This is a genomic window from Nannocystis punicea (assembly GCF_026965555.1).
In the GTDB taxonomy this organism is placed as follows: Bacteria; Myxococcota_A; Polyangia; order Nannocystales; family Nannocystaceae; genus Nannocystis; species Nannocystis punicea.
Window position 1 is genome coordinate 9,400,603 of record NZ_CP114040.1, and the last position, 18,349, is coordinate 9,418,951.

The window sequence follows — 18,349 nt, forward strand, 5'->3', positions numbered from 1 at the left end:
CGAATCACGAGTGGGTATCGCCATACACCGGACTGCCATCATTCGCGCTCACCCGTGCGCGAGGAAGTGGCGCAGCTGGATGTCTGCGTCGTCGACCGCGCGGTGCGGCAGGTCGACGCGGAAGCTGCGGCCGCGGGCTTCGAACCACGACGACGCGCAGACCGCCTTGAAGCCGAACGGGTTCTCGCCGAGGAAGGTCCAGGCGTACCAGACGATCCACGGCCAGTCGAACGCGGCCGGGCGGGCGATGAAGGTCGCCCGGCGCTCGCGGTGCGGCAGCGTCCAGGCGGCGAATCTCTGCATCGCCTCGGCCGGCGAGAGCCCCGCCGTCCGGGCCCGCGCGAACGAGCCGCGGCTATTGATCACCTCGTCGGAGATCGGGGCGATGAGCACCTCGAAGCGATCGATCACCCCGCGCTCCGCCGAGCCGACCACTGCGCCGAGCTCGGTCAGCGAGTGACGGCCGAGGATCGGGCCCGAGGTCTCGACGTCGACCATGATCCACAGCTTGTCGCGGCTCATCGCGGCCTCCTCTCGTGGCGCGCGCCGATCTCCGCCCGGCCGAGCGCGTACGGCAACAGGCGGGCGATGTTCCGCGCGTCGTCGATGCCGCGGTGATGCGTCCCGGTCGGCTTGAGCCCGACGCGGCGCAGCGCCCCGTACGTGCCGCTCTGGCCCTCGCCGGCGGCCCGGGCGAACGCCTCCTTGAGGTTCAGGTGACGCGGACCGAGCGGCGAGCGGATCCCGGCGCGCCGGGCGTCGCGCTCGAGCTGGTTGCGGTCGTAGCCGCCCCACGAGCAGAACAGCGCGCCCTGCCCGAACGCGGCCAGCTTCGGCGCGACCACGCGGAAGGTCGGCGCGCGGGCGACATCGGCCTGGGTGATGGTCGTGAGCTCGGTGCAGAACGGCGACAGCCGCGGGTGGACGAGCGGACGGACGAAGGACTGGAACTCGGCGATCGGCTCCAGCGTGGCACCGTCGACCAGGACGGCGCCGATCTCGATGATCTCGCTCTCCTCGCGCGGCACGGCCCCGAGGTCGTCGCAGGTCGCCTCGAGGTCGACGACGAGGTAGCGGGTGATGGTCTCAGACATGGCGGTTGATGCTTGTGGCGGACAAAGCTTCCTTTCGCGGCCAGGTATAGTGCGGGCGTGGCCGACGAGGGCGGACAGGATTCCGGACAAGCCGCGGGCTTCACCTGGGGCGACCTGCTGGCGGCGCTGATCGAGGAGCACGGCACGCTCGCCGCGGTCGCGTGGAAGCTGATCGAGCAGGCCCCGGGCGACGACGTGGCCTCGATCGAGCGCGCGCTGCGACGGCTGCGTCGCCGCGGCCAGCTCGACGGCGGCGTGTGGGGCCAGCGGCTGCTGCGAGTGTTCGGCGTGCCGGCGTCGGTCGAGTCGCGGGTGCGCTGGATGGGCCTCTATCACAGCCCGTTCGGCGACCTGCCGCTGCCGCTGTGCCGCGATCAGCTGCGGCTGTGGGACCGGCCGCCGGTGTCGACCTCGCGCGCGCGCGTGTGGCTGCACCTCGGCCACGCCAGCTGCGCCCTGCGGTCGCGCGCGCTCGACGAGGCGACCGCCCAGCTGACGAAGGCCGCCGCCGCCCTGGCCGGCCTCGCCGGTCACGACGACGCCCGCGTCGAGCTCGCGCTGGTCCAGGCCTACACTGCCAGCCAGCGCGGCGAGCCGGTGCTCCCGGCGCTCGACGCGGTCGAGCGCATGCTCGCCGCCGCCGCGCTCGCGCCCGCCGACGCCGCCTGCTTCCGCGCGCGGCTCGTCGATCAGCGCGCCTATCAATGGAACCGCGCCGGCGAGCACGCGGCCGCGCTGGCGCTGTTCGAGGCGCTGCCCGCGAGCGACGTCCACCCGTTCGCCAGCTACCGCCGCGACGCCGGCCGCGCCTTCGGCTGCCTCCGCGCCGGCCGGGACGACGAGGCGCTGCGCCTGGCCCTGCGAGCCTGCGAGCACGCCGGCGACGGCGGCTACACGCGCCTGCGCGCGATGGGCCTGCTGCTGGTGGCCCGGATCCACGGGCCGCCCGAAGGCGAGGTCGCCCGCGCGCGCGCCCACGCGATCGCCCGCCGCCTCGACGACCACGAGCTCCTCGCGCGCGTCGAACGACAGGGCCGCCGCGGGGGCGAGAGCGCGTGAGCCGCGACGCGCGGTGAATCGGCGGACGGCCCCGGGGTTTCACGGCCGGGCAAAATTGTCGTTGCGCGTGCTCACCGGCACCGGGGCCCACCGCTCCGGCCTACTGCGCCTCGCCTCGTGATCCGCCGGCGCGGCGGACGACACTCATCCTCCGACTGCGGCATCCGGAGGGCGAAGGCCCCCGCCGATGCCCCGGAGCTCCGCCGTTTCGGCGCGCTCGCCCCGTCGCGTGGGTTACCCGCGACTGCGAGCACCGCGGAGGTCGTCCGTCGGCGTACGTCCGCCGATCGGGACGGCCGGCGGAGGGCCGTCCAATCACCGCACCATCGACCTTGCTCAGGTATTTTTATGAATACGAAGATCTGCTCGCTCACGCTGCTCGCCGGCCTCGTCCTCGCCGCCGCTCCCGCCACCGCCCTCGCCGAGGCCCCCGACGCCCTCGACTTCCGGTGGAGCGACTCCTACAGCGACGTCTACTTCGCCCGCCCGCACAACACCTATCATAAGACCGCCGAGTTCCCCAACCTCGACTATGCCCTGTGGGACGGCTTCTACGCGCTCGAGCTCGACATCCACGAGTACAAGCAGGTCAACGGGGTCAAGCAATTCCCGGTCAAGCACGGCCCCCTGGACAGCGACACCGGCAACAACTGCCGCTGGGGTCAGGGCGGCTACCTGCGCGACTGTCTCAACGACATCCGCAACTGGAGCGACTACAACCCGGGCCACCTGCCGATCACGGTGCAGATCGATCTGAAGGCGATCAGCCCGTACGCCTGGGGCGACGCCCAGTACGACGAGTTGCACGCCCAGGTGGCCCAGGTGCTCGGCACCAAGCTGTACCGGCCCGACGAGCTGCGCGCGTGGACCGGCTACGACAGCATGCGCCAGGGCGTCTACACCTACGGCTGGCCGTCGCTCGCCGCCCTGCAGGGCAAGATCATCGTCCTCATCATGGGCGGCCCGACCGGCGACAAGAACGACTATCAGGAGAACTATGTCCGCCGTTACAACTACAATTCCAACTTCTTCGTCTGTCCCAACGCCGACAGCCCGGCCGACTTCGACTGGTGGGGCAACGCCAACGACTTCGACGAGTACCAGACCAACAAGTGGGTGATCTGCGGCAACGTCGGCTCGCCCGCCGGCTGGGACAGCATCGCCTCGCGCGCCGACGCCAACCGCCAGCTGCTGAACCTGTGGAGCAGCGACTACGAGTACGACGAGTTCTGGCGCATGTACCTCGCGGTCGGCTGGGGCGCGTCGATGATCAGCCGCGGCAACGCCGACACCTTCTACGACAAGCTCCCCCTGGTCGGCCTGCGCGGCTCGGTGCCGGTCCAGTTCCAGATGGTCAACGACGCCAGCAACAAGTGCGTCGACGTGTGGAACGGCTCGTACTCCAACGGCACCGACATCATCCAGTGGTCGTGCAACGGCGACCCCAACCAGGCGTGGATCTACACCAGCGCCGGCCAGCTGCGCTCCGTCGGCAACACCGCCTATTGCTACGACATCGAGGGCGGCGACGGCGACCTCGGCGACCGCCACCACATCTGGAAGTGCGACGGCGGCGAGAGCGAGAAGTGGCGCCTCGAGTGGGACGGCTCGTGGCACGGCATGAAGAACCGCTGCATGGACGTGCCCAACAGCAGCGCCGCCGACGGCGTCCAGCTGTGGCACTACGACTGCAACAGCACCAGCGCCCAGACCTTCCGCCTGCAGTGGTGGTAGCGGAGCGCCGTCACGGCGCGCGCGCGGGCAGCCCCGTACTGGCCGGGCGGCCCGCGCCCGGCGTCACGCCAGCAGCTCGCTGTATTCGCCCTTCTCGAGCCCCTCGCGGCCGAACTCGGTGATCGGCGACCCGTCCTCGCCCGTGCAGCCGACGGCGTTGAGCAGGGTGACGAGCAGGCGATTGTGGGGATAACGCAGGTCCCACGGGTCCTCGTCGCCGACGAGGTCGATGTATTCGCCCTGCTTGAGGTAGCCGCCGGCGCTGCCTGCGATCACCGTCGGCAGGTCGATGTACGAGTGGATCTTGCCCTCCGACAGCTCGTGCATCCACACCACCGCGGAGCGGTCGAGCACCGTGCCGTCGCCCTCCTCGTAGGCCGACAGGCGATCGAGCAGGTGCCCCAACTGCTCCGCGTGCCAGCGATCGATCTGCGCCAGCATCTCCATGTACCCGGCCACCTCCTCGCCGGTGTCGTCGTCCTTGGTGTTGCCGTGCGACAGCTTGTGGTGGTTGTATTCGTGGTGCATCCCGTCCCACTGGTAGACCGGGCCGCCCGAGCCCGAGGCCCACTGGATCGTGGCCACGTTGGTCGCCCCGCAGGCGATCGCCATCGCCAGCACGTCGAGCTGCATGCGGCCGATCGCCTTGAACTGCGCGTCGAGCAGCACCGAGTCGGGGTCGACCGCCTCGATCTCGGCCGCGCGCGCGGGGTCGAGGGCGCAGGCGACCAGGCCGCTGCCGGCCATCTCGACCTCGAGGTCGCGGATCGAGTCGGCGTGCATCTCGAGCTTCATCGCGTCGGCCTTGCCGAGGCCCCTCGCCTTGAGCGCCTTGAACTCGTCCTCGACCAGGTCGAGCACGCTCTGCCGGCGCGTGGCGATCCGCAGCTTGGCCAGCTCGTCGAGCCCGCCCAGGCCCATGAGGTCCTGATACGTCAGCCACGGGTTGCCCTCGGGCGTCACCGGCATCCCGCTGCCCGCGTAGGAGATGTGGCCCAGGACGTCGAGGTGCCGCCAGCCGACCGAGAGCGTCAGCGACGGCCGCCCGTCGGGGTTGAGCTGCGCCGCCGCGAATTGATCGACGGATACGCCGCGCGCATAAAGAGTGTCCGGATCGAGCGGCTGGGCGGTGAGCTTGTGGCCCATGCCCATGGCATGATCGTTGCCCGCGGTGCCGGGATCGTGCCCCCACCCCTTGGGCACCATGTGCAGACCCCGAGGAATCAGCAGTTTTTCACGATAGGCGGTGAGCGGCTCCAGCGCCGAGCCCATCAGCGAATCCACGGTCAACGGCCCGGGCGCCTGCGGAAAGAAAGTCTCCAGGTTGACGCCGTTGCAGGTGAAGAACACGACCAGCCGATTGCCACCCGGCCCGGCCGCGCGCGCCGTGCCGCGCCGCCCGAACAGCGATTCGAGGAACGGCAACGCGACCGCGACCCCGCCCGCGCCCCGCAAGAACATTCGTCGTCGCATGCCGCTCGCTCCCGTCCGCGCGGAGGTTCGAAGCCCGCCGCCAGCGATGCCCCGATACGCCTCCGCCCGCCGCGTTCGCCGGCGAATGCGTCGCGCCGCGAACTCTCGACATTGTGCCACACTCGCCCGCCCCCTGCCAAGAATGACCGTTCGTGGTTCCCCCGCTCGACGTCACGCGCCCCGCCCCGACGGATCGCCGCGCGCCCGGCCATTGTCTTCGCTGTTGACCATCGTTCACCCGCACCACGATTCGTGCGTGCAGACGTCGCAGCAGACGCCGGCGCCGCGGACGCGGCGGGGCGTCGCGCGAAGCAGCGGTCACGACATGTCTCCGAGGACATCTCGCCCGTCGTGTCTGTCCCGGCGCCGCCGACCGTCGTTCACCCGCACCATGATTCGGGTGTGCAGAAGTCACGAAAACCGCCGGCACGGCCTGACTCCGAGGACATACAACTGTCATTCCTGGCCCGGCGCCGTGGACCGTCGTTCGGCCTTACCATGATTCGGGTGTGCAGACGTCACGGCAGGCATCGGCGCCGGGCGGGCGCGAGGGCCGCGGAGCCTCGCCCGACGCACAGCCATGATATGTCTCCGAGGACATATCGACGCACGCTCCTCTGATTTCACCTGGCGGCGCCCGGCGCTCGCGGGCTCACCGCCGAGGGGCGAAGTCGAGGTCGGGATCGTGGTCCGACGGGGACGCCGGGTGGGGCCCGCGCCCCCGGCGACAGCGCGGCCGGAGCCGGATAGAGTCTCACGATGAACGTCAACACAGTCCTCGTCCTCGGGGTGGTGGCCGCGTCGCTGTTCCTGTTCCTGCGCGCCGGCAGGCGCCTGCTGACGGCGATCGCCCTGGCCGCGAGCGTCCTGGAGGCGCTGCTGGCGTTCGGGCTCGTCCAGCTCGGCCTCAAGGGCGTCCCCCTGGGGCTCGTCCTCGGCGGCACGCTCGCGGCCTGCGGCGTGCTGCTGTACCTGCAGGTCGGCCAGAAGCCGCAGGTCGCCGCCGCGACCGTCCTCGCCCTGGTCGGCGGGATGCAGGTGCTGGCCGTGGTCCTGTGATTGCGGCCGCAGACTAGCCGCGGCGCGGCCACAGCCGCGGCAGGATCAGCGCGACCGCTCGCATCTCGATCGACTTGCGGACCACCCGCTCGGCCGCCGCCGTCGCGCGGGCGCACCAGTCGGACGGGCCGTCGCCGGCGAGCAGCGCTGGAAGATTCTCGCGGGCCTCGGCGAGCAGGGCCTCCATCGCCGCGATGGCGCGCGCCAGCGAGGCCGTCGCCGGCGCGCGCCAGCGGCTCTCGTCCACCGGCGCCAGAGCGCGCGCCGCGGCTCCGGCGTCGCCGCGCCGCGCCGCCTCGACGACGGCCGAGAGCTGGCGATGGCGAGCCTCGGCCCGCTCCTCGCCGGGCAGGATGAACGACCCGTGCGGCGTGCCGAGCGTCTCGAACACGTAGGCCCGAGTCGCGTCCATCTCCGAGTTGAAGTGCCAGCGCTGCTCGTCGTGGTGCAGGAACGTCCAGATGTCGTTGATCCGCATGTCCTCGCCGCGCTGCAGGATCGCGTCGGTGACGAGGCCGTAGCGCAGCTGGTGGGCCCGGCGGTCGAGCGAGCGCTGATCCATCAGCGCCAGCGGTCGCGTCACCTGGTCGAGCGGGATCCACACATTGATCAATGCCAGGCGCGACCGGCGATTGCGGCGATCGGGAGATTCGTGGCGGAACAGCCACGGGGCCGCGCCACGCAGCAGCTGGCGCAGCGGCGTGCCCTCGACGTCCTGGTCGGCGTGCACGGCCACCGCCGCGTCGTGCTCGTTCATGTCGGGGTTGGGCGCGCGCGTCAGCGCCATCCCGTTGGGCCCGGCGCGGCGCATGAAGAAGCCCTCAGGGGCGATGAACAACAGCCACAGCCGCTCGCCGCCCGGCAGCGTGAACGTGCGGCCCAGCAGGTTGCGGCGGATCTCCGCCGCCTCGGCGGCGTCGAGCCGGCCGGCCACGCACACGCGCTCGAGCGCGGCTTGCAGCGGGCGCCGCGACGACAGGTCGAGGTGGGCGAAGCCGTGCTCGCGCAGGTCGGGCACGAGGCCGCCCGCGGCCGAGCAGTCGTACGCGCGGCAGGTCCGGCGATCGTACGACCGCGGGTCGGCGCGCGCGACCGGGTCGAGCGTCCGGGCCCGCCGCAGGCCGCGATCGTCGAGCGAGACGTCTTCGATCCGCGTGAACGCCAGCTGGGCGTCGATGGCATGGATGGGGTCGGCGGCGGACGACATGCGAGCTCCGGGTCCATCTTACTGCACCTCCGGCGGCCGATGTCGTCGCTCGTGCACCCTGCCTCGCCTCACGCGCAGCGGCTGGTGCCCCGTCCGCCGCTCGGGCATCTTCCGCGCATGCGCTTCGCTTTCGCCCTGCTGTCCACCAGCCTCCTCACGCTCGCCGCTTGCCCCGATCGCGGCAGCGACTCCGACTCTGCCACCGACACCTCGACGGCGACCGGCCCGACGACGACGACGACCGACGCGAGCACCGGCACCGCGACGACGACCGCCACGGACCCGACCGCGCCGACCACCGCGCTGACCGGCGACGAGCCCGTGGCGTGCGAGGACGCGGTGCCCGACGAGGGCAGCCTGTGCGCGGTCGAGGGCGAGGTCTGCCAGCTCGAGACCGACCTGTGCATGCAGTTCATCGGCGCGAAGTGCCAGGGCGGCGCGTGGGTGCACTTCGAGAACATGCCCGCCCCCGAGTGCGGCGAAGGGGCCTGCGAGCCGCCGAACTTCCCGACCGAGGGCACCGCGTGCAGCCCGGAGGGCGCGTCGTGCTCGACCGATTGCTCCGACCAGTGCTCGTTCTGCAACGCCTGGACCTGCCAGGACGGCCTGTGGCAGCACCTCGAGGTGTTCCCCGAGCCGTGCCTCGAGTGCGACGCGATCTGCGACTTCGTGATCGTGCCGATGTGCCCGGGCGGGCCGCCCGACAAGGCGGCCTGCGTCACCGGCTGCGAGGCCAACAAGACCGGCGCGTGCAAGGCCGAGTTCTCCGACCTGCGGGCGTGCGCCGGCGAACAGCCGACGTTCATCTGCGACATGTCCGGCCGCCCGCTGGTCGCCGGCTGCGAGGCCGAGTTCCCCGCGTTCTACGACTGCTCGATGCCGTGAGCCCGCGGCCCGGCTCGACGCCGGCGAGGCCTCGAGGCATCCTCTGCAGGCCATGCCGGCGCCGCCAACCCAGCAACCCGTGGACACGTCGCGCACGCTCGAGATCCTCCACGCGCCGGTGAGACTGCTGGGGTACGTCGCGCTCGCGCTGCTGATGACCGCGGCCTCGCTGATGCTCGTCGTCCCCGCCGTCCCGGAGCTCGCCGGCGCCGCCTTCACCCGGGTGATCGGCACCATCGGCGCGCTGTTCTTCGGCCTGTGCACGTGCTTGTGGCTGCGACAGCTGCTGACGACGGGGGCGGTCGTCACCCTCTCGCCCGCGGGCCTGCGCGACGTCCGGATCGCCCGCGAGGTCATCCCCTGGAGCGCGATCGATCGGCTCTCGCTCTGGACCATGCAGAACCAGAGCTTCGTGGTCGTCGCGCTCGCGCCGGAGGTCGAGCAGCGCCTCACGCGGACGCGGATCGCCCGCTGGACGCGAAGCGCCAATCGCCGCCTCGGCGCCGATGGCCTGTGCGTCTCGGCCCACGGCCTCAAGGTCGACCTCGCCACCCTGGGGTCGCTCATCCAGGCCTACGCGGCCGCCCACGGCGCGCCCGCGGCGAGGTCATCCTCCAGTTGAGCCGATCACCACTGCGAGCATTTCACCGGGCGCTCGTTCCGCGCCGTCGCGAATACATCGACCCGGTGAACCCACGATACGAGGGTCGCTCACGGCAATACGACGGGTCGCATCGAGGCGTCGCGGCTGTAGCGCGCGAGGAGCCTGTACGCCAGGCGGGCCGCGTCGCGAACCGCCGAGCTCCGGCCCGCCCGCTCCTCGAGATAGAGGCGCACTGTCACGAGCACGCCCGCGGCGTAGAGCTCGAAGAGATAGGCGTCCATGCGCCGCTCGTCGTACTCTGCGAGCGACCTGTACTTCTCGAACGTGCGGATCCGGCACCCCTCCAGGAGCTCGAACACCGCGGAGAAGTCGGCGCAGTCCGTCATGAGGGTGCGGACGCCTGCTGCGCGATCGCGCCGCCTGTCCATCGCGTCGTCCACGAGCTGAACCCACATCGCGAGCTCCGCGGCGGCGTCCTGCTCGCGCGGGCTCATGGCGGGGTTGAGCAGGCTGAGTCCGAGCAGCAAAGTGGACGACGCCTTGGCGTGAGTCGCTGCCTGGACCGCCGCGAGCGACGCAGAAGGATCGCGCTGCTGGTCGATGCCGACGAGGTGGGCCTCGTTCTGCCGCGCCACTGCGGCGTGGAACAGCGCGTTGTCCCGCACGGCCGGGAGCGCGACCAGCCGCCGGTAAAAATACCCCGCGCGGTGCTCCTCGGCCGATCGCGGCACACACGAGGGATCGTGGAGCACGCGGTCCAGGTGCTCTCTCGAGATCCCCTGCTCGTCGATGAGATCGTCGTAGGGGAACACGAACGCACACGCGAGCGCGACCACCCGGCAGGCCTCGCCGGTGAAGGGCCGCCCGATCAGCTTGCAGTACGATCCGGCCCCGCACGGCGCGAGCACATCGAAGAACAGGTCGTCTTCGCGGGCCCGCGAATCACCGAAGCGGCCGCCGGCGGCCGCCGCCCTCCACTCGCGTTCGACTGCGTCGAGCGCCCGCCGGAATCGTCGCCGACGCCCGGCGAGCTCGAGGCTCAACGGGACCAGGCGCAGGACGGCCGCGGCTCCGGCGATCGACCGGGCCCGGCTCATGCGCCTCCGCGCCTCCCCACCGACGGGAGCACGATGGCTCGCATCGACGCTGCGGGGCTGTACTCCGCGACGAGCTTGCCCGCCAGAGGGACCGCGTCCCGCAGGCGGATCGCCGGCAGCGCGCCGTGTTCCACCTGATAATCCAGGTACAGGTACGTCATGCCCGCCGAGGCGACGAGATACCAGCGGAACAGGTACTCTTCCAGGCGCCGCGCATCCAGGTGACGGAGCGCGCGGATCTTCACGAACGCGGCCAGCCGGTGCCGCTCCAGCAGCTCCGCCGCGTCGGCGAAGCGATGGCACGCCGTCAGGAGCGTCTTGCGGCCCTCGAGGCGGTCCTCTCGGCGATCGAGGGCGTCATCGCAGAGCTGCAGCCACGCCGCCGCCGCCGCCTCCGCCTCGCGCTCCTCGGCCGACGAACGGCCGCGGATGAGCGCGTACGCGGCCGCTTGCGTCGCGCGCGCCTTGGCGTACGTCACCTCCGCGGCCAGCTCCGGGGGCGACGACGCGTCGAGGCGATGGACGCTGTCGAGCTGCGCGACGTGCAGCGCCCCCACGGCCTCGTCGAAGCACGTGTTCCCCCGCGCGGGAGCCAGGCCGACGAGCTGGCGATACAAACTCCGGGTAAGCCGCTCGTCGCTCGACGTCGGCGTATAGGCGGCGTCTCCGAGCACCCTGTGGAGCTGCTCCGCGGAGATTCGCTGCTCGTCGAAGAGATCGTCGTAGGGGGCGGAGAGCGCGAAGAAGAGCACGAGGGCCTTGCGCTCGTCGGAGCGCAGCCGCTTGCCCATCAGCTTGCAATAGGTGCCGAACAGAAACGGGAGGCCCCAGCCGAACATGGCGTCCAGGTAGACCTGCCGCTCGCCCGTGAGCCCGCCCGCGGCCGCCACGGTCCGCGCCAGCTCGAGGTCCCGGACGGCCTGCTTGAAGCCGCGACGAGACACGACGAGCTCTGCCGCCAGGGGCGCGAGCATCGCGTAATTTCCGGCCGCGCCGGCGACGCGGGACAGGGATGCGCGGATGGACATTCGTCATCGCTCCGGTGTGTCGATTCGATCCCGCCGACGCGCTGCGCTGCGCCCGCGCAGGCTCGGCCGCAGGACCTCGCGGGCGAGCGCCGCCTCGAACGTCTGCAGAGGTTTCATGGGGCTGCGCATGAGGCTGCGATCTTCGATCCCAGGAGCGTGCGGAGCGCCCTCTGCGAATGGTCATTGTCGCCACCGTCAGGGTATCACCGCGGAGAGATCCCCACAAGGCGCCGACGCGAGAGCCGCACGTGTGATTCGTCGAATTCGGCGTGGACGCACACGACATTGGCTTCGCGCCCGCACTCGGGACGGCTCGGGGGCGAGTCGCCCGGCGGGCGCCGACGCCCTCGTGTTCTGCCCGACACCGCCCCCGCCCTCGCCGCGCTCGTCGATCACAGCCCTCGCGGACCGCGATCAATCGATCACGAACTCGACCGGGGCATCGCGTGCGCCGATTCACGAAAGTACGCGAGCGGGCGCCCGCCCGGCGCCCGCCAGCGCGGCAGCACACATCGACGTCGCGCGATCCGTCGCCCGCCCGTCGGCCGGGAATCATCGCAGCGTCCAGGAGCGGACGACACGCACATTCATGGGCTCCGATCTCGAGGCGGACTGCCACGATTCGAGCCCGCGGCGCGACGGCCCCGAGCTCTCCTGCCGCGAATCACGCGACGCGGAGAGCGATGCCTGCATTGTCGACGTGAATCGCGGGAGCGTGCTTCGCTGGACCCGAAGAGCGAGTCCCGAGGAGGACCTGCGCGAGGCCGGTCGCACCCGCGCCGCCCGGGCGCAGGCGCGCGGCTCGGAGGCCGTGCTCGCGACCTGAACGCCGATCACAGGCCAGAGACCTTCGGACCCCCTTCGGGGCGAAGGCCCGCGAACACCGGGTGGTGGCATCCGCGGACACGAACCTGTAGGATGCGGCAATGGCCTCACGAACCGTTCGCACTGTTTCTCTTTTTAATCGCCAACGAATCTGCCTCGGCCTGTGGTGCCTCGTCTCGTCCGGTCCGGCGTGCGGCCCTTCTTCGAGCTCGACCGACACGACCGCGGGCGACACCACGGAGACGAGCTCCGGCGGCGCCACGCAGGGGACCCCGACGAGCAGCGGCGGAGGCTCCGAGACATCGAGCGGGGCCGACCCGACCGCGATCACCGTCGCCGAGTCGACCTCGACCACGACCGGCACGTCGTCGACCGGATCGGTCTCGGTCAGCTCGACCTCGCAGGAGACGAGCACGGGGCCGGCGGAGACGACCACGGGCGAGACGACCACGTCCGCAACCGGGTCGACCTCGACGACCACGTCCGGGACCGAGTCGACCTCGACGACCGGGGACTCCGGCGATCCGGTCCCCTGCAAGGCGCCGGTCGACTGTGAGCCGATCTTCTTCGAGGACCCGCAGCACCAGCTGACCGACATCGAGTCCGGCTGGCTGTTCTGCAACGGCGGGACCGTGATCTATCGCGACGAGGCCCTCGAGTGCGCGCACGAGGTGTTCTGGCCGAAGTGCGAGGGCCAGGGGGGCGACTGCGCGGCCGACAGCGACTGCCCCGACAGCCAGGTCTGCGCCAACATCTGGGGCGATTGCGGCTGCGTCGCGCAGTGCATGTCCGACAGCGACTGCGGCGACGGACAGATCTGCGTGTGCGCCGGCGACCACCCGGACGTCGGCGGCGACCTGTACCTCCAGAACACGTGCATGCCGGCGAACTGCGCCTCGAAGGCCGACTGCGAGGGCGAGTGCGGCTGCCGCGGCTCGGAGTTCTTCTGCGGCCACGTCATCGGCGCGTTCTGCCCCACCCTCGAGGACGAGTGCTCCGACAGCGACGATTGCCCGCAGGACAAGTATTGCGCCTTCGACGCCGAGCAGGAGCGCTGGACCTGCCAGTTCCTCGGCATCTGCGAGTGAGCCGCCGGGTCGTGCGATCGCCCGGCTCGCTCTCGGCGGCGCCGCCGCACGCGACACGCTCGTAACATTCGACGAACAGAAGTTTCCCCCGTGTCGCGCGCGCCTGTCAGCCTCGAATCATGGCATCGTCCAGGAGCGGAACGGCGCGCGTATTCATGGGCTTCGGCCTGCTGACGATGGGCTGCCACGATTCGGGCCCGGAGCGAGGCGACGAGGCGCCGCAGCTCGCCGCAGGCGAGCGCGACGCGCCGGCGGCCGACGCCGAGGCGCAGCTGCGGGCCGGCCTCGCGCTCGCTCCGGACGCGCAAGACATGGCCGAATACGCGAGGTCCGTGGGCGCCGACGGCGAGACGGCCCGCGCGCTCGAGCCGCCGCCGTTCACCGCCGGTTCGACGGTCTTCGCGGTGCTGCCGGACACCCAGTATTACTCGCTCGGATACCCGGGCGTGCTCGACATCCAGACCTGGTGGCTCGCCGACAACGCCGACGCGCTGGGCATCGCCTATGCGTTCCACCTCGGCGACATCGTCCACAAGAACACCGACCTCGAGTGGGAGCGGGCCAGCGACGCGCTGCGCCTGCTCGACGGCGTCGTCCCCTACGCGCTGGTCCCCGGCAACCACGACTACGGCCCCTCGGGTTCGGCCACCACCCGCGACACCGGCCTCAACACGTGGTTCTCGTTCGCCGAGACCGCGGCGATGCCGAGCTTCGGCGGCGCCTTCGAGCCGGGCAAGCTCGACAACACCTATCATTTGTTCGCGGCCGGCGGGCACGAGTGGATCGCGCTCATGCTCGAGTGGGCGCCGCGCGACGAGGTCGTCGCCTGGGCCGACGCGGTGATGACGGAGCACCCCGAGCGCCTCGGGATCCTCGTGACCCACGCGTACCTCAACAACAACGACCTCCGCTACGACCACACCGACGCGGACCACCCGCAGCAGCACAACCCGCACGGGTACACCACGCCCGGGAGCCTCAACGACGGCGAGGAGCTGTGGCAGAAGCTGGTCCGCCGCCACCGCTTCGCCATGACCCTGAACGGCCACGTGCTCGGCGACGGCACCGGCTACCTCGCCAGCGTCGACGACCACGGCCGCGTCGTCCATCAGATGCTCGCCAACTATCAGATGCGCGAGGTCGGCGGCGAGGGCTACCTGCGCCTGCTCGAGCTCCTGCCCGACGGCCGCACCATGCACGTCCGCACCTACTCGCCGCTGCTCGATCGCTACCTCGTCGAGCCCGATCAGCAGTTCACCATCGAGCTCGACGTCGACTGACGGCTCGCCGCGCGAGGCGGGTCGCGCGGCGATGCCCGAGCTACCTGCGATCGACCCGGACGCGGATGCCTTCCACGCGCCGCGATTGCCCCCGCGTGCCGCAGAACTCGCCGTTCGCGAAGTATTGCGAGTCGCCGAAGTCGCAAGGGGTCCCGAGCTCTTCGGCGAGCGAGGAGACCAGCCGCCCCGAGATGGCCCTCCAGTCCTCGACGGAGAGCTCCCGGACCTCCTCGTGTGAAAGAGACAGCAGACGATCCAGCTCCATGACGAGCGCCCTCGCTTGAATCACTCCTGGCTCACGCGTCGCCGCCGGCGCGGCGGAGCTCGAGCAGGTCGGCCGTCACCTCGCCGGCGAACAGGATCTCGAAGCTGTCGGGCTCGAACGCGCCGCGGTACCTGGCGCGGGCCTCGTCGTCGGAGTGGTGCATCCGCGACTGCATCGCGCGTTCCCACGTGGCGCGGTCGGGCCACTGCGCGTAAGCGACGACCACGCCGCCCTCGCCGCGGTGCAGCCGGGAGCCCCAGCCGCCGAACTCCTCGGCGATCGCCCGGGTGCCGGCGCGCCAGCCCTCCTCGAATTGCGCCTCACGGCCAGGGATCAGCTTCCAGCGGTAGATGACGGCGAACATGACCACGCCGTGTAGCGCGGATCGCCGCGGCGGGCCAGTCGCGCGAGGCTGCCGCTCACCGAGCGGGCTCGGCCTGAGTGTCCGCGGCGCCGGCCTCGACCGGAGCCACGATCGCGGCCTGATCGCCGAAGCCCCCGGCTGCGAAAGACGAGGCATGAATCGGCAGAGGCTCGACATTCGATCGCACGAGGAGCCCGAGTCTCGGCTCCGCGCCGGCGCGGGGACGGTGCGGGCATTGCAGGTCGCGGGTGAATCGATGGACCCAGGAGAGGCTCCCGCGAAAACAGACCCGGAGCGAGAGCGCGCGCGAACGTCTGCCGGTGCAGTGCTCTCAGCAGAGCGCGCGCCGGCGGAATTCTCGGCTAGACTCGCGTTGAAGCGCGCAGATGAGCGAATCCACGCCGCGGGCGGCCGCTTCCTCCGGTTCGGAAGACGGGAAGACTCTCGACGCCGAGGGGCCGACCCTGCCTTCGGCCGATCTCACGACGTCTGTCTCGCTCGCTCCCGGGCAGCTGCTGGCCGAGCGCTACACGGTGCTCGGCTTCCTCGGCGAGGGCGGCATGGGCGTCGTGCTGGCGGCCTACGACGCGCGGCTCGACCGGCGCGTGGCCCTCAAGCTGTTGCGGCAGCGAGCCGGCGGCTCGAGCGGGCGCGAGGAGCAGGCCCGGCTGGTGCGCGAGGCGCAGTCGATGGCGCGCCTCAACCACCCGCACGTCGTGGCGGTCTACGACGCGGGGACCCTCGCCGACGGCTCGCTCTTCATCGCCATGGAGTACGTGGAGGGGCAGACGCTGCGCGACTGGTGCGCCGAGAAGCCCCGCACCTGGCGGCAGGTGCTGGCGACCTACCTCGAGGCCGGACGCGGGCTCGCGGCGGCCCACGCGGCCGGCCTCGTCCACCGCGACTTCAAGCCCGACAACGTGCTGGTCGGCAAGGACGGCCGCGCGCGGGTGACCGACTTCGGCCTGGCGCGCAGCAACCGGCCCTCCGAGGCGCTGCCGGACAGCGCCGCGGGTGGGCCGCTGGTCCTCCCCGCCGACGAGCTGACCGTCTCGGGCATGCTGGTCGGCACCCCGCGCTACATGGCGCCGGAGCTGCTGCTCGACGGTCGCTCCGCCGATGTCCTCACCGACGTGTTCTCGTTCTGCGTGGCCCTGTACGAGGCGCTGTACGGGAAATTCCCGTTCGCCGGCAAGACCCTGCCGGAGCTGCTTCAGGCCCACGTCGCCGCCCGCGTGAGGCCGCCGCCGGCCGCGTCGGACGTGCCGGCCTGGGTGGCCCGCACCGTCCTGCGGGGCCTGAGCGGCGACCGCTCGCGGCGCCCCGCGACCATGGAGGTGGTGCTGGCCGAGCTCGCGGTCGATCCCGAGGCGCGGCGGCGCGGGCGAGCCCTCGCGGCCGGGCTGGGCCTGGCGCTCGTCCTGCTGACCGCCGTGGCCGTGCGGGGCTGGCTCGGCGCGCGCGAGGGCCAGTGCGAGGGCCTGGAGCGGCACCTGGCGGGCATCTGGGACGAGCCCACGAAGGCCCGGGTGACGGAGGCCCTGCAGGCCACCGGAGTGCACTACGCGCCCGCCACGGCCCAGCGCGCCGCGGCCCTGCTGGACGACTACGCGGGCACCTGGGTGAAGATGCGGACCGAGGGCTGCGAGGCCGCCGGCCGGGAGACCGGGGCCCTGGCGGCCCTGCGGGAGTCGTGCCTGGAGCGGCGCCGCAGCCGGTTGCGGGCGCTGACCGAGCTGCTGGCGAGCGGGCCGGACCGGCGCCTGGTCGATCAGGCGGTGCAGGCGGTGCAGTCGCTGCCGCCGCTGGCCGACTGCGACGACGCCGACGCCCTGACTGCCGCCGTCCCGCCGCCGGAAGACCCGGCCGTGCGCGCCCGCGTCGAGGCCCTGGAGGCGCAGGCGGACCGGCTCGAGGCGCTGTACGAGGCCGGCAAGTACCCGGAGGGCCTGGCGTTCGGCGAGCCGCTGCTGCGCGAGGCGGAGGCCGTGGGCTACGCGCCGCTGCAGGCGCGCGTGCTGTTCGTGCTGGCGGAGCTGCGCGAGGCGGCCGGCGACTACGAGGGCTCGAAGGCGCTGGCGGAGCAGGCGATCGTGGCGGCGGCGCGGGGTCAGGACACCCGGCTCGGCGCGCGGGCGTGGAGCCAGCTGGTGTTCGTGCTGGGGTCGCGGCAGGCCCGCGGCGAGGAGGCGCTGCGCCTGGCGCTGGCGCTCGAGGCGGCCGTCGAGCTGGCCGACGACCCGGTGGTCCGCTCCGACGCCGACAACAGCCTGGGCAACATGTACGTGAACCTCGAGCGGCACGAGGAGGGGCGCCAGCGGCACGCGCGGGCGCTGGCCCTGCGCGAGCAGGCGCTGGGCGCGGAGCACCCGTACACCACCCTGTCCCTCACCAACCTGGGCCGCGCCCTGATCGGCCTGGGCCGCTACGAGGAGGCGCGCCAGGTCCACGAGCGGGCGCTCGCGGTGCGCGAGAAGGTGCTGGGTCCCGAGCACCCGGCCAACGCCTTCTCGCTCAACTACCTCGCCACCTCGCTGGGCGCCCTGGGCCGCTACGAGGAGGCGAAGGACACCTTCGAGCGGGCGCTGGCCCTGCGCGAGAAGGCCGTGGGCCTCGACGACCCCGCCGCCAACGGCATCCTCGCCGGCCTCGGCGACGCGCTGTCGGGCCTGGGCCGCCACGAAGCAGCGCGAGAGGCCCACGAGCGGGCGCTCGCGCTGCGCGAGAAGGCCACCGGCCCCGACTCGCACCGGCTGGCGCCGATCCTCAACGGCCTGGGCCGAGCGCTGCGCGAGCTCGGCCGCCACGAGGAGGCCCGGCTCCGCCACGAGCGCGCGCTGGCCCTGCAGGAGCGGGCGCTCGGGCCGGCGCACCCCACGGTCGCCGCGTCGCTCCTGGGCCTCGGAGAGCTCGAGCTGGCCCTCGGCCGCCCGACGGAGGCCGCGCAGCTGCTCGAGCGGGCCCTGAGCCTGGCCGGGGCGGTCGATCGCGCGGACGTCCAGCTCGCCCTGGCCGAGGCGCTGTGGCCATCCCCGCAGGAGCACGCCCGCGCCCGCGAGCTGGCGACTGCGGCGCAGGACTACTGGCGCACGCTGGGGCACCTGCCGAATTTGACGCGCGCGAGCCGGTGGCTGGCGGCTCATCCTGGCACATGACCCTCGAGACATGTCATGGCAATCGCTCCGCGCTCTGCCGGTCGTGGTGAAGTCGAGGTTGTGTTCCTCCGGCCAGGGCGTGCGACGAATCCATGACCGCCTCGGCGGCCGCCCAGGACTGCCGACAATCCG

16 protein-coding genes are annotated in these 18,349 nt (G+C 71.9%); 8 read left to right on the forward strand and 8 right to left on the reverse strand.

Annotation, left to right across the window (positions count from 1 at the left end; translation table 11 throughout):
- Positions 1–48: 48 nt before the first annotated feature.
- The gene (locus O0S08_RS35895; protein ID WP_269033957.1) at positions 49–522 is read right to left on the reverse strand and encodes a 3'-5' exonuclease family protein; all 474 of its coding nucleotides are present in this window, start codon (positions 520–522) and stop codon (positions 49–51) included.
- The gene (locus O0S08_RS35900; RefSeq protein ID WP_269033958.1) at positions 519–1,094 is read right to left on the reverse strand and encodes a 3'-5' exonuclease; all 576 of its coding nucleotides are present in this window, start codon (positions 1,092–1,094) and stop codon (positions 519–521) included. Before O0S08_RS35900 ends, O0S08_RS35895 begins: the two co-directional genes overlap by 4 nt.
- A 57-nt stretch (positions 1,095–1,151) precedes the next feature.
- Between O0S08_RS35900 and O0S08_RS35905 the strand changes: the two genes are divergently transcribed.
- Positions 1,152–2,153: a hypothetical protein gene (locus O0S08_RS35905; RefSeq protein ID WP_269033959.1), complete on the forward strand. Its 1,002-nt coding sequence runs from the start codon at positions 1,152–1,154 to the stop codon at positions 2,151–2,153.
- A 348-nt stretch (positions 2,154–2,501) separates the two neighbouring features.
- A complete protein-coding gene (locus O0S08_RS35910; RefSeq protein WP_269033960.1) occupies positions 2,502–3,887 on the forward strand; it encodes a Ca2+-dependent phosphoinositide-specific phospholipase C in 1,386 nt (461 codons plus the stop codon).
- Between the two features lie 63 nt (positions 3,888–3,950).
- On the opposite strand, the gene O0S08_RS35915 is transcribed toward O0S08_RS35910, so the two are convergent.
- On the reverse strand, positions 3,951–5,360 hold the full coding sequence (locus O0S08_RS35915; RefSeq protein WP_269033961.1) for a DUF1552 domain-containing protein: 1,410 nt from the start codon (positions 5,358–5,360) through the stop codon (positions 3,951–3,953).
- Between the two features lie 759 nt (positions 5,361–6,119).
- Here O0S08_RS35915 and O0S08_RS35920 point away from each other — a divergent pair.
- On the forward strand, positions 6,120–6,419 hold the full coding sequence (locus O0S08_RS35920) for a hypothetical protein (protein WP_269033962.1): 300 nt from the start codon (positions 6,120–6,122) through the stop codon (positions 6,417–6,419).
- A 13-nt stretch (positions 6,420–6,432) separates the two neighbouring features.
- On the opposite strand, the gene O0S08_RS35925 is transcribed toward O0S08_RS35920, so the two are convergent.
- Entirely contained in the window at positions 6,433–7,626 is a 1,194-nt protein-coding gene (locus O0S08_RS35925; RefSeq protein WP_269033963.1) for a hypothetical protein, read from the reverse strand.
- Positions 7,627–7,743: 117 nt separating this feature from the next.
- Here O0S08_RS35925 and O0S08_RS35930 point away from each other — a divergent pair, with 117 nt between their 5' ends.
- Together O0S08_RS35930 and O0S08_RS35935 are read left to right on the forward strand one after the other, a co-directional pair.
- A complete protein-coding gene (locus O0S08_RS35930; RefSeq protein WP_269033964.1) occupies positions 7,744–8,511 on the forward strand; it encodes a hypothetical protein in 768 nt (255 codons plus the stop codon).
- Between the two features lie 79 nt (positions 8,512–8,590).
- Positions 8,591–9,133, forward strand: coding sequence for an STM3941 family protein (locus O0S08_RS35935; protein ID WP_269033965.1), 543 nt, complete (start codon positions 8,591–8,593; stop codon positions 9,131–9,133).
- Between the two features lie 89 nt (positions 9,134–9,222).
- Here O0S08_RS35935 and O0S08_RS35940 read toward each other — a convergent pair whose 3' ends face one another.
- Positions 9,223–10,212 carry a hypothetical protein gene (locus O0S08_RS35940; protein ID WP_269033966.1) on the reverse strand — a complete coding sequence of 330 codons (990 nt, stop codon included), beginning with the start codon at positions 10,210–10,212 and terminating at the stop codon, positions 9,223–9,225.
- Positions 10,209–11,102 carry a hypothetical protein gene (locus O0S08_RS35945; protein ID WP_269033967.1) on the reverse strand — a complete coding sequence of 298 codons (894 nt, stop codon included), beginning with the start codon at positions 11,100–11,102 and terminating at the stop codon, positions 10,209–10,211. Before O0S08_RS35945 ends, O0S08_RS35940 begins: the two co-directional genes overlap by 4 nt.
- A gap of 1,064 nt (positions 11,103–12,166) precedes the next feature.
- Between O0S08_RS35945 and O0S08_RS35950 the strand changes: the two genes are divergently transcribed.
- Together O0S08_RS35950 and O0S08_RS35955 are read left to right on the forward strand one after the other, a co-directional pair.
- Entirely contained in the window at positions 12,167–13,153 is a 987-nt protein-coding gene (locus O0S08_RS35950) for a hypothetical protein (RefSeq protein ID WP_269033968.1), read from the forward strand.
- Positions 13,154–13,272: 119 nt separating this feature from the next.
- Entirely contained in the window at positions 13,273–14,433 is a 1,161-nt protein-coding gene (locus O0S08_RS35955; protein WP_269033969.1) for a metallophosphoesterase, read from the forward strand.
- Between the two features lie 40 nt (positions 14,434–14,473).
- Here O0S08_RS35955 and O0S08_RS35960 read toward each other — a convergent pair whose 3' ends face one another.
- Entirely contained in the window at positions 14,474–14,698 is a 225-nt protein-coding gene (locus O0S08_RS35960) for a hypothetical protein (RefSeq protein WP_269033970.1), read from the reverse strand.
- 31 nt (positions 14,699–14,729) lie between these two features.
- Positions 14,730–15,062, reverse strand: coding sequence for an antibiotic biosynthesis monooxygenase family protein (locus O0S08_RS35965; protein ID WP_269033971.1), 333 nt, complete (start codon positions 15,060–15,062; stop codon positions 14,730–14,732).
- A gap of 386 nt (positions 15,063–15,448) precedes the next feature.
- Between O0S08_RS35965 and O0S08_RS35970 the strand changes: the two genes are divergently transcribed.
- The gene (locus tag O0S08_RS35970; RefSeq protein ID WP_269033972.1) at positions 15,449–18,217 is read left to right on the forward strand and encodes a serine/threonine-protein kinase; all 2,769 of its coding nucleotides are present in this window, start codon (positions 15,449–15,451) and stop codon (positions 18,215–18,217) included.
- Positions 18,218–18,349: the final 132 nt, after the last annotated feature.

Coding starts and splice junctions, on each gene's coding strand:
- O0S08_RS35970 (WP_269033972.1), top strand. CDS start 15,449: ATGAGCGAATCCACGCCGCGGGCGGCCGCTTCCTCCGGTTCGGAAGAC.
- O0S08_RS35900 (WP_269033958.1), bottom strand. CDS start 1,094: ATGTCTGAGACCATCACCCGCTACCTCGTCGTCGACCTCGAGGCGACC.
- O0S08_RS35965 (WP_269033971.1), bottom strand. CDS start 15,062: ATGTTCGCCGTCATCTACCGCTGGAAGCTGATCCCTGGCCGTGAGGCG.
- O0S08_RS35915 (WP_269033961.1), bottom strand. CDS start 5,360: ATGCGACGACGAATGTTCTTGCGGGGCGCGGGCGGGGTCGCGGTCGCG.
- O0S08_RS35940 (WP_269033966.1), bottom strand. CDS start 10,212: ATGAGCCGGGCCCGGTCGATCGCCGGAGCCGCGGCCGTCCTGCGCCTG.
- O0S08_RS35895 (WP_269033957.1), bottom strand. CDS start 522: ATGAGCCGCGACAAGCTGTGGATCATGGTCGACGTCGAGACCTCGGGC.
- O0S08_RS35930 (WP_269033964.1), top strand. CDS start 7,744: ATGCGCTTCGCTTTCGCCCTGCTGTCCACCAGCCTCCTCACGCTCGCC.
- O0S08_RS35910 (WP_269033960.1), top strand. CDS start 2,502: ATGAATACGAAGATCTGCTCGCTCACGCTGCTCGCCGGCCTCGTCCTC.
- O0S08_RS35955 (WP_269033969.1), top strand. CDS start 13,273: ATGGCATCGTCCAGGAGCGGAACGGCGCGCGTATTCATGGGCTTCGGC.
- O0S08_RS35960 (WP_269033970.1), bottom strand. CDS start 14,698: ATGGAGCTGGATCGTCTGCTGTCTCTTTCACACGAGGAGGTCCGGGAG.
- O0S08_RS35925 (WP_269033963.1), bottom strand. CDS start 7,626: ATGTCGTCCGCCGCCGACCCCATCCATGCCATCGACGCCCAGCTGGCG.
- O0S08_RS35920 (WP_269033962.1), top strand. CDS start 6,120: ATGAACGTCAACACAGTCCTCGTCCTCGGGGTGGTGGCCGCGTCGCTG.
- O0S08_RS35950 (WP_269033968.1), top strand. CDS start 12,167: ATGGCCTCACGAACCGTTCGCACTGTTTCTCTTTTTAATCGCCAACGA.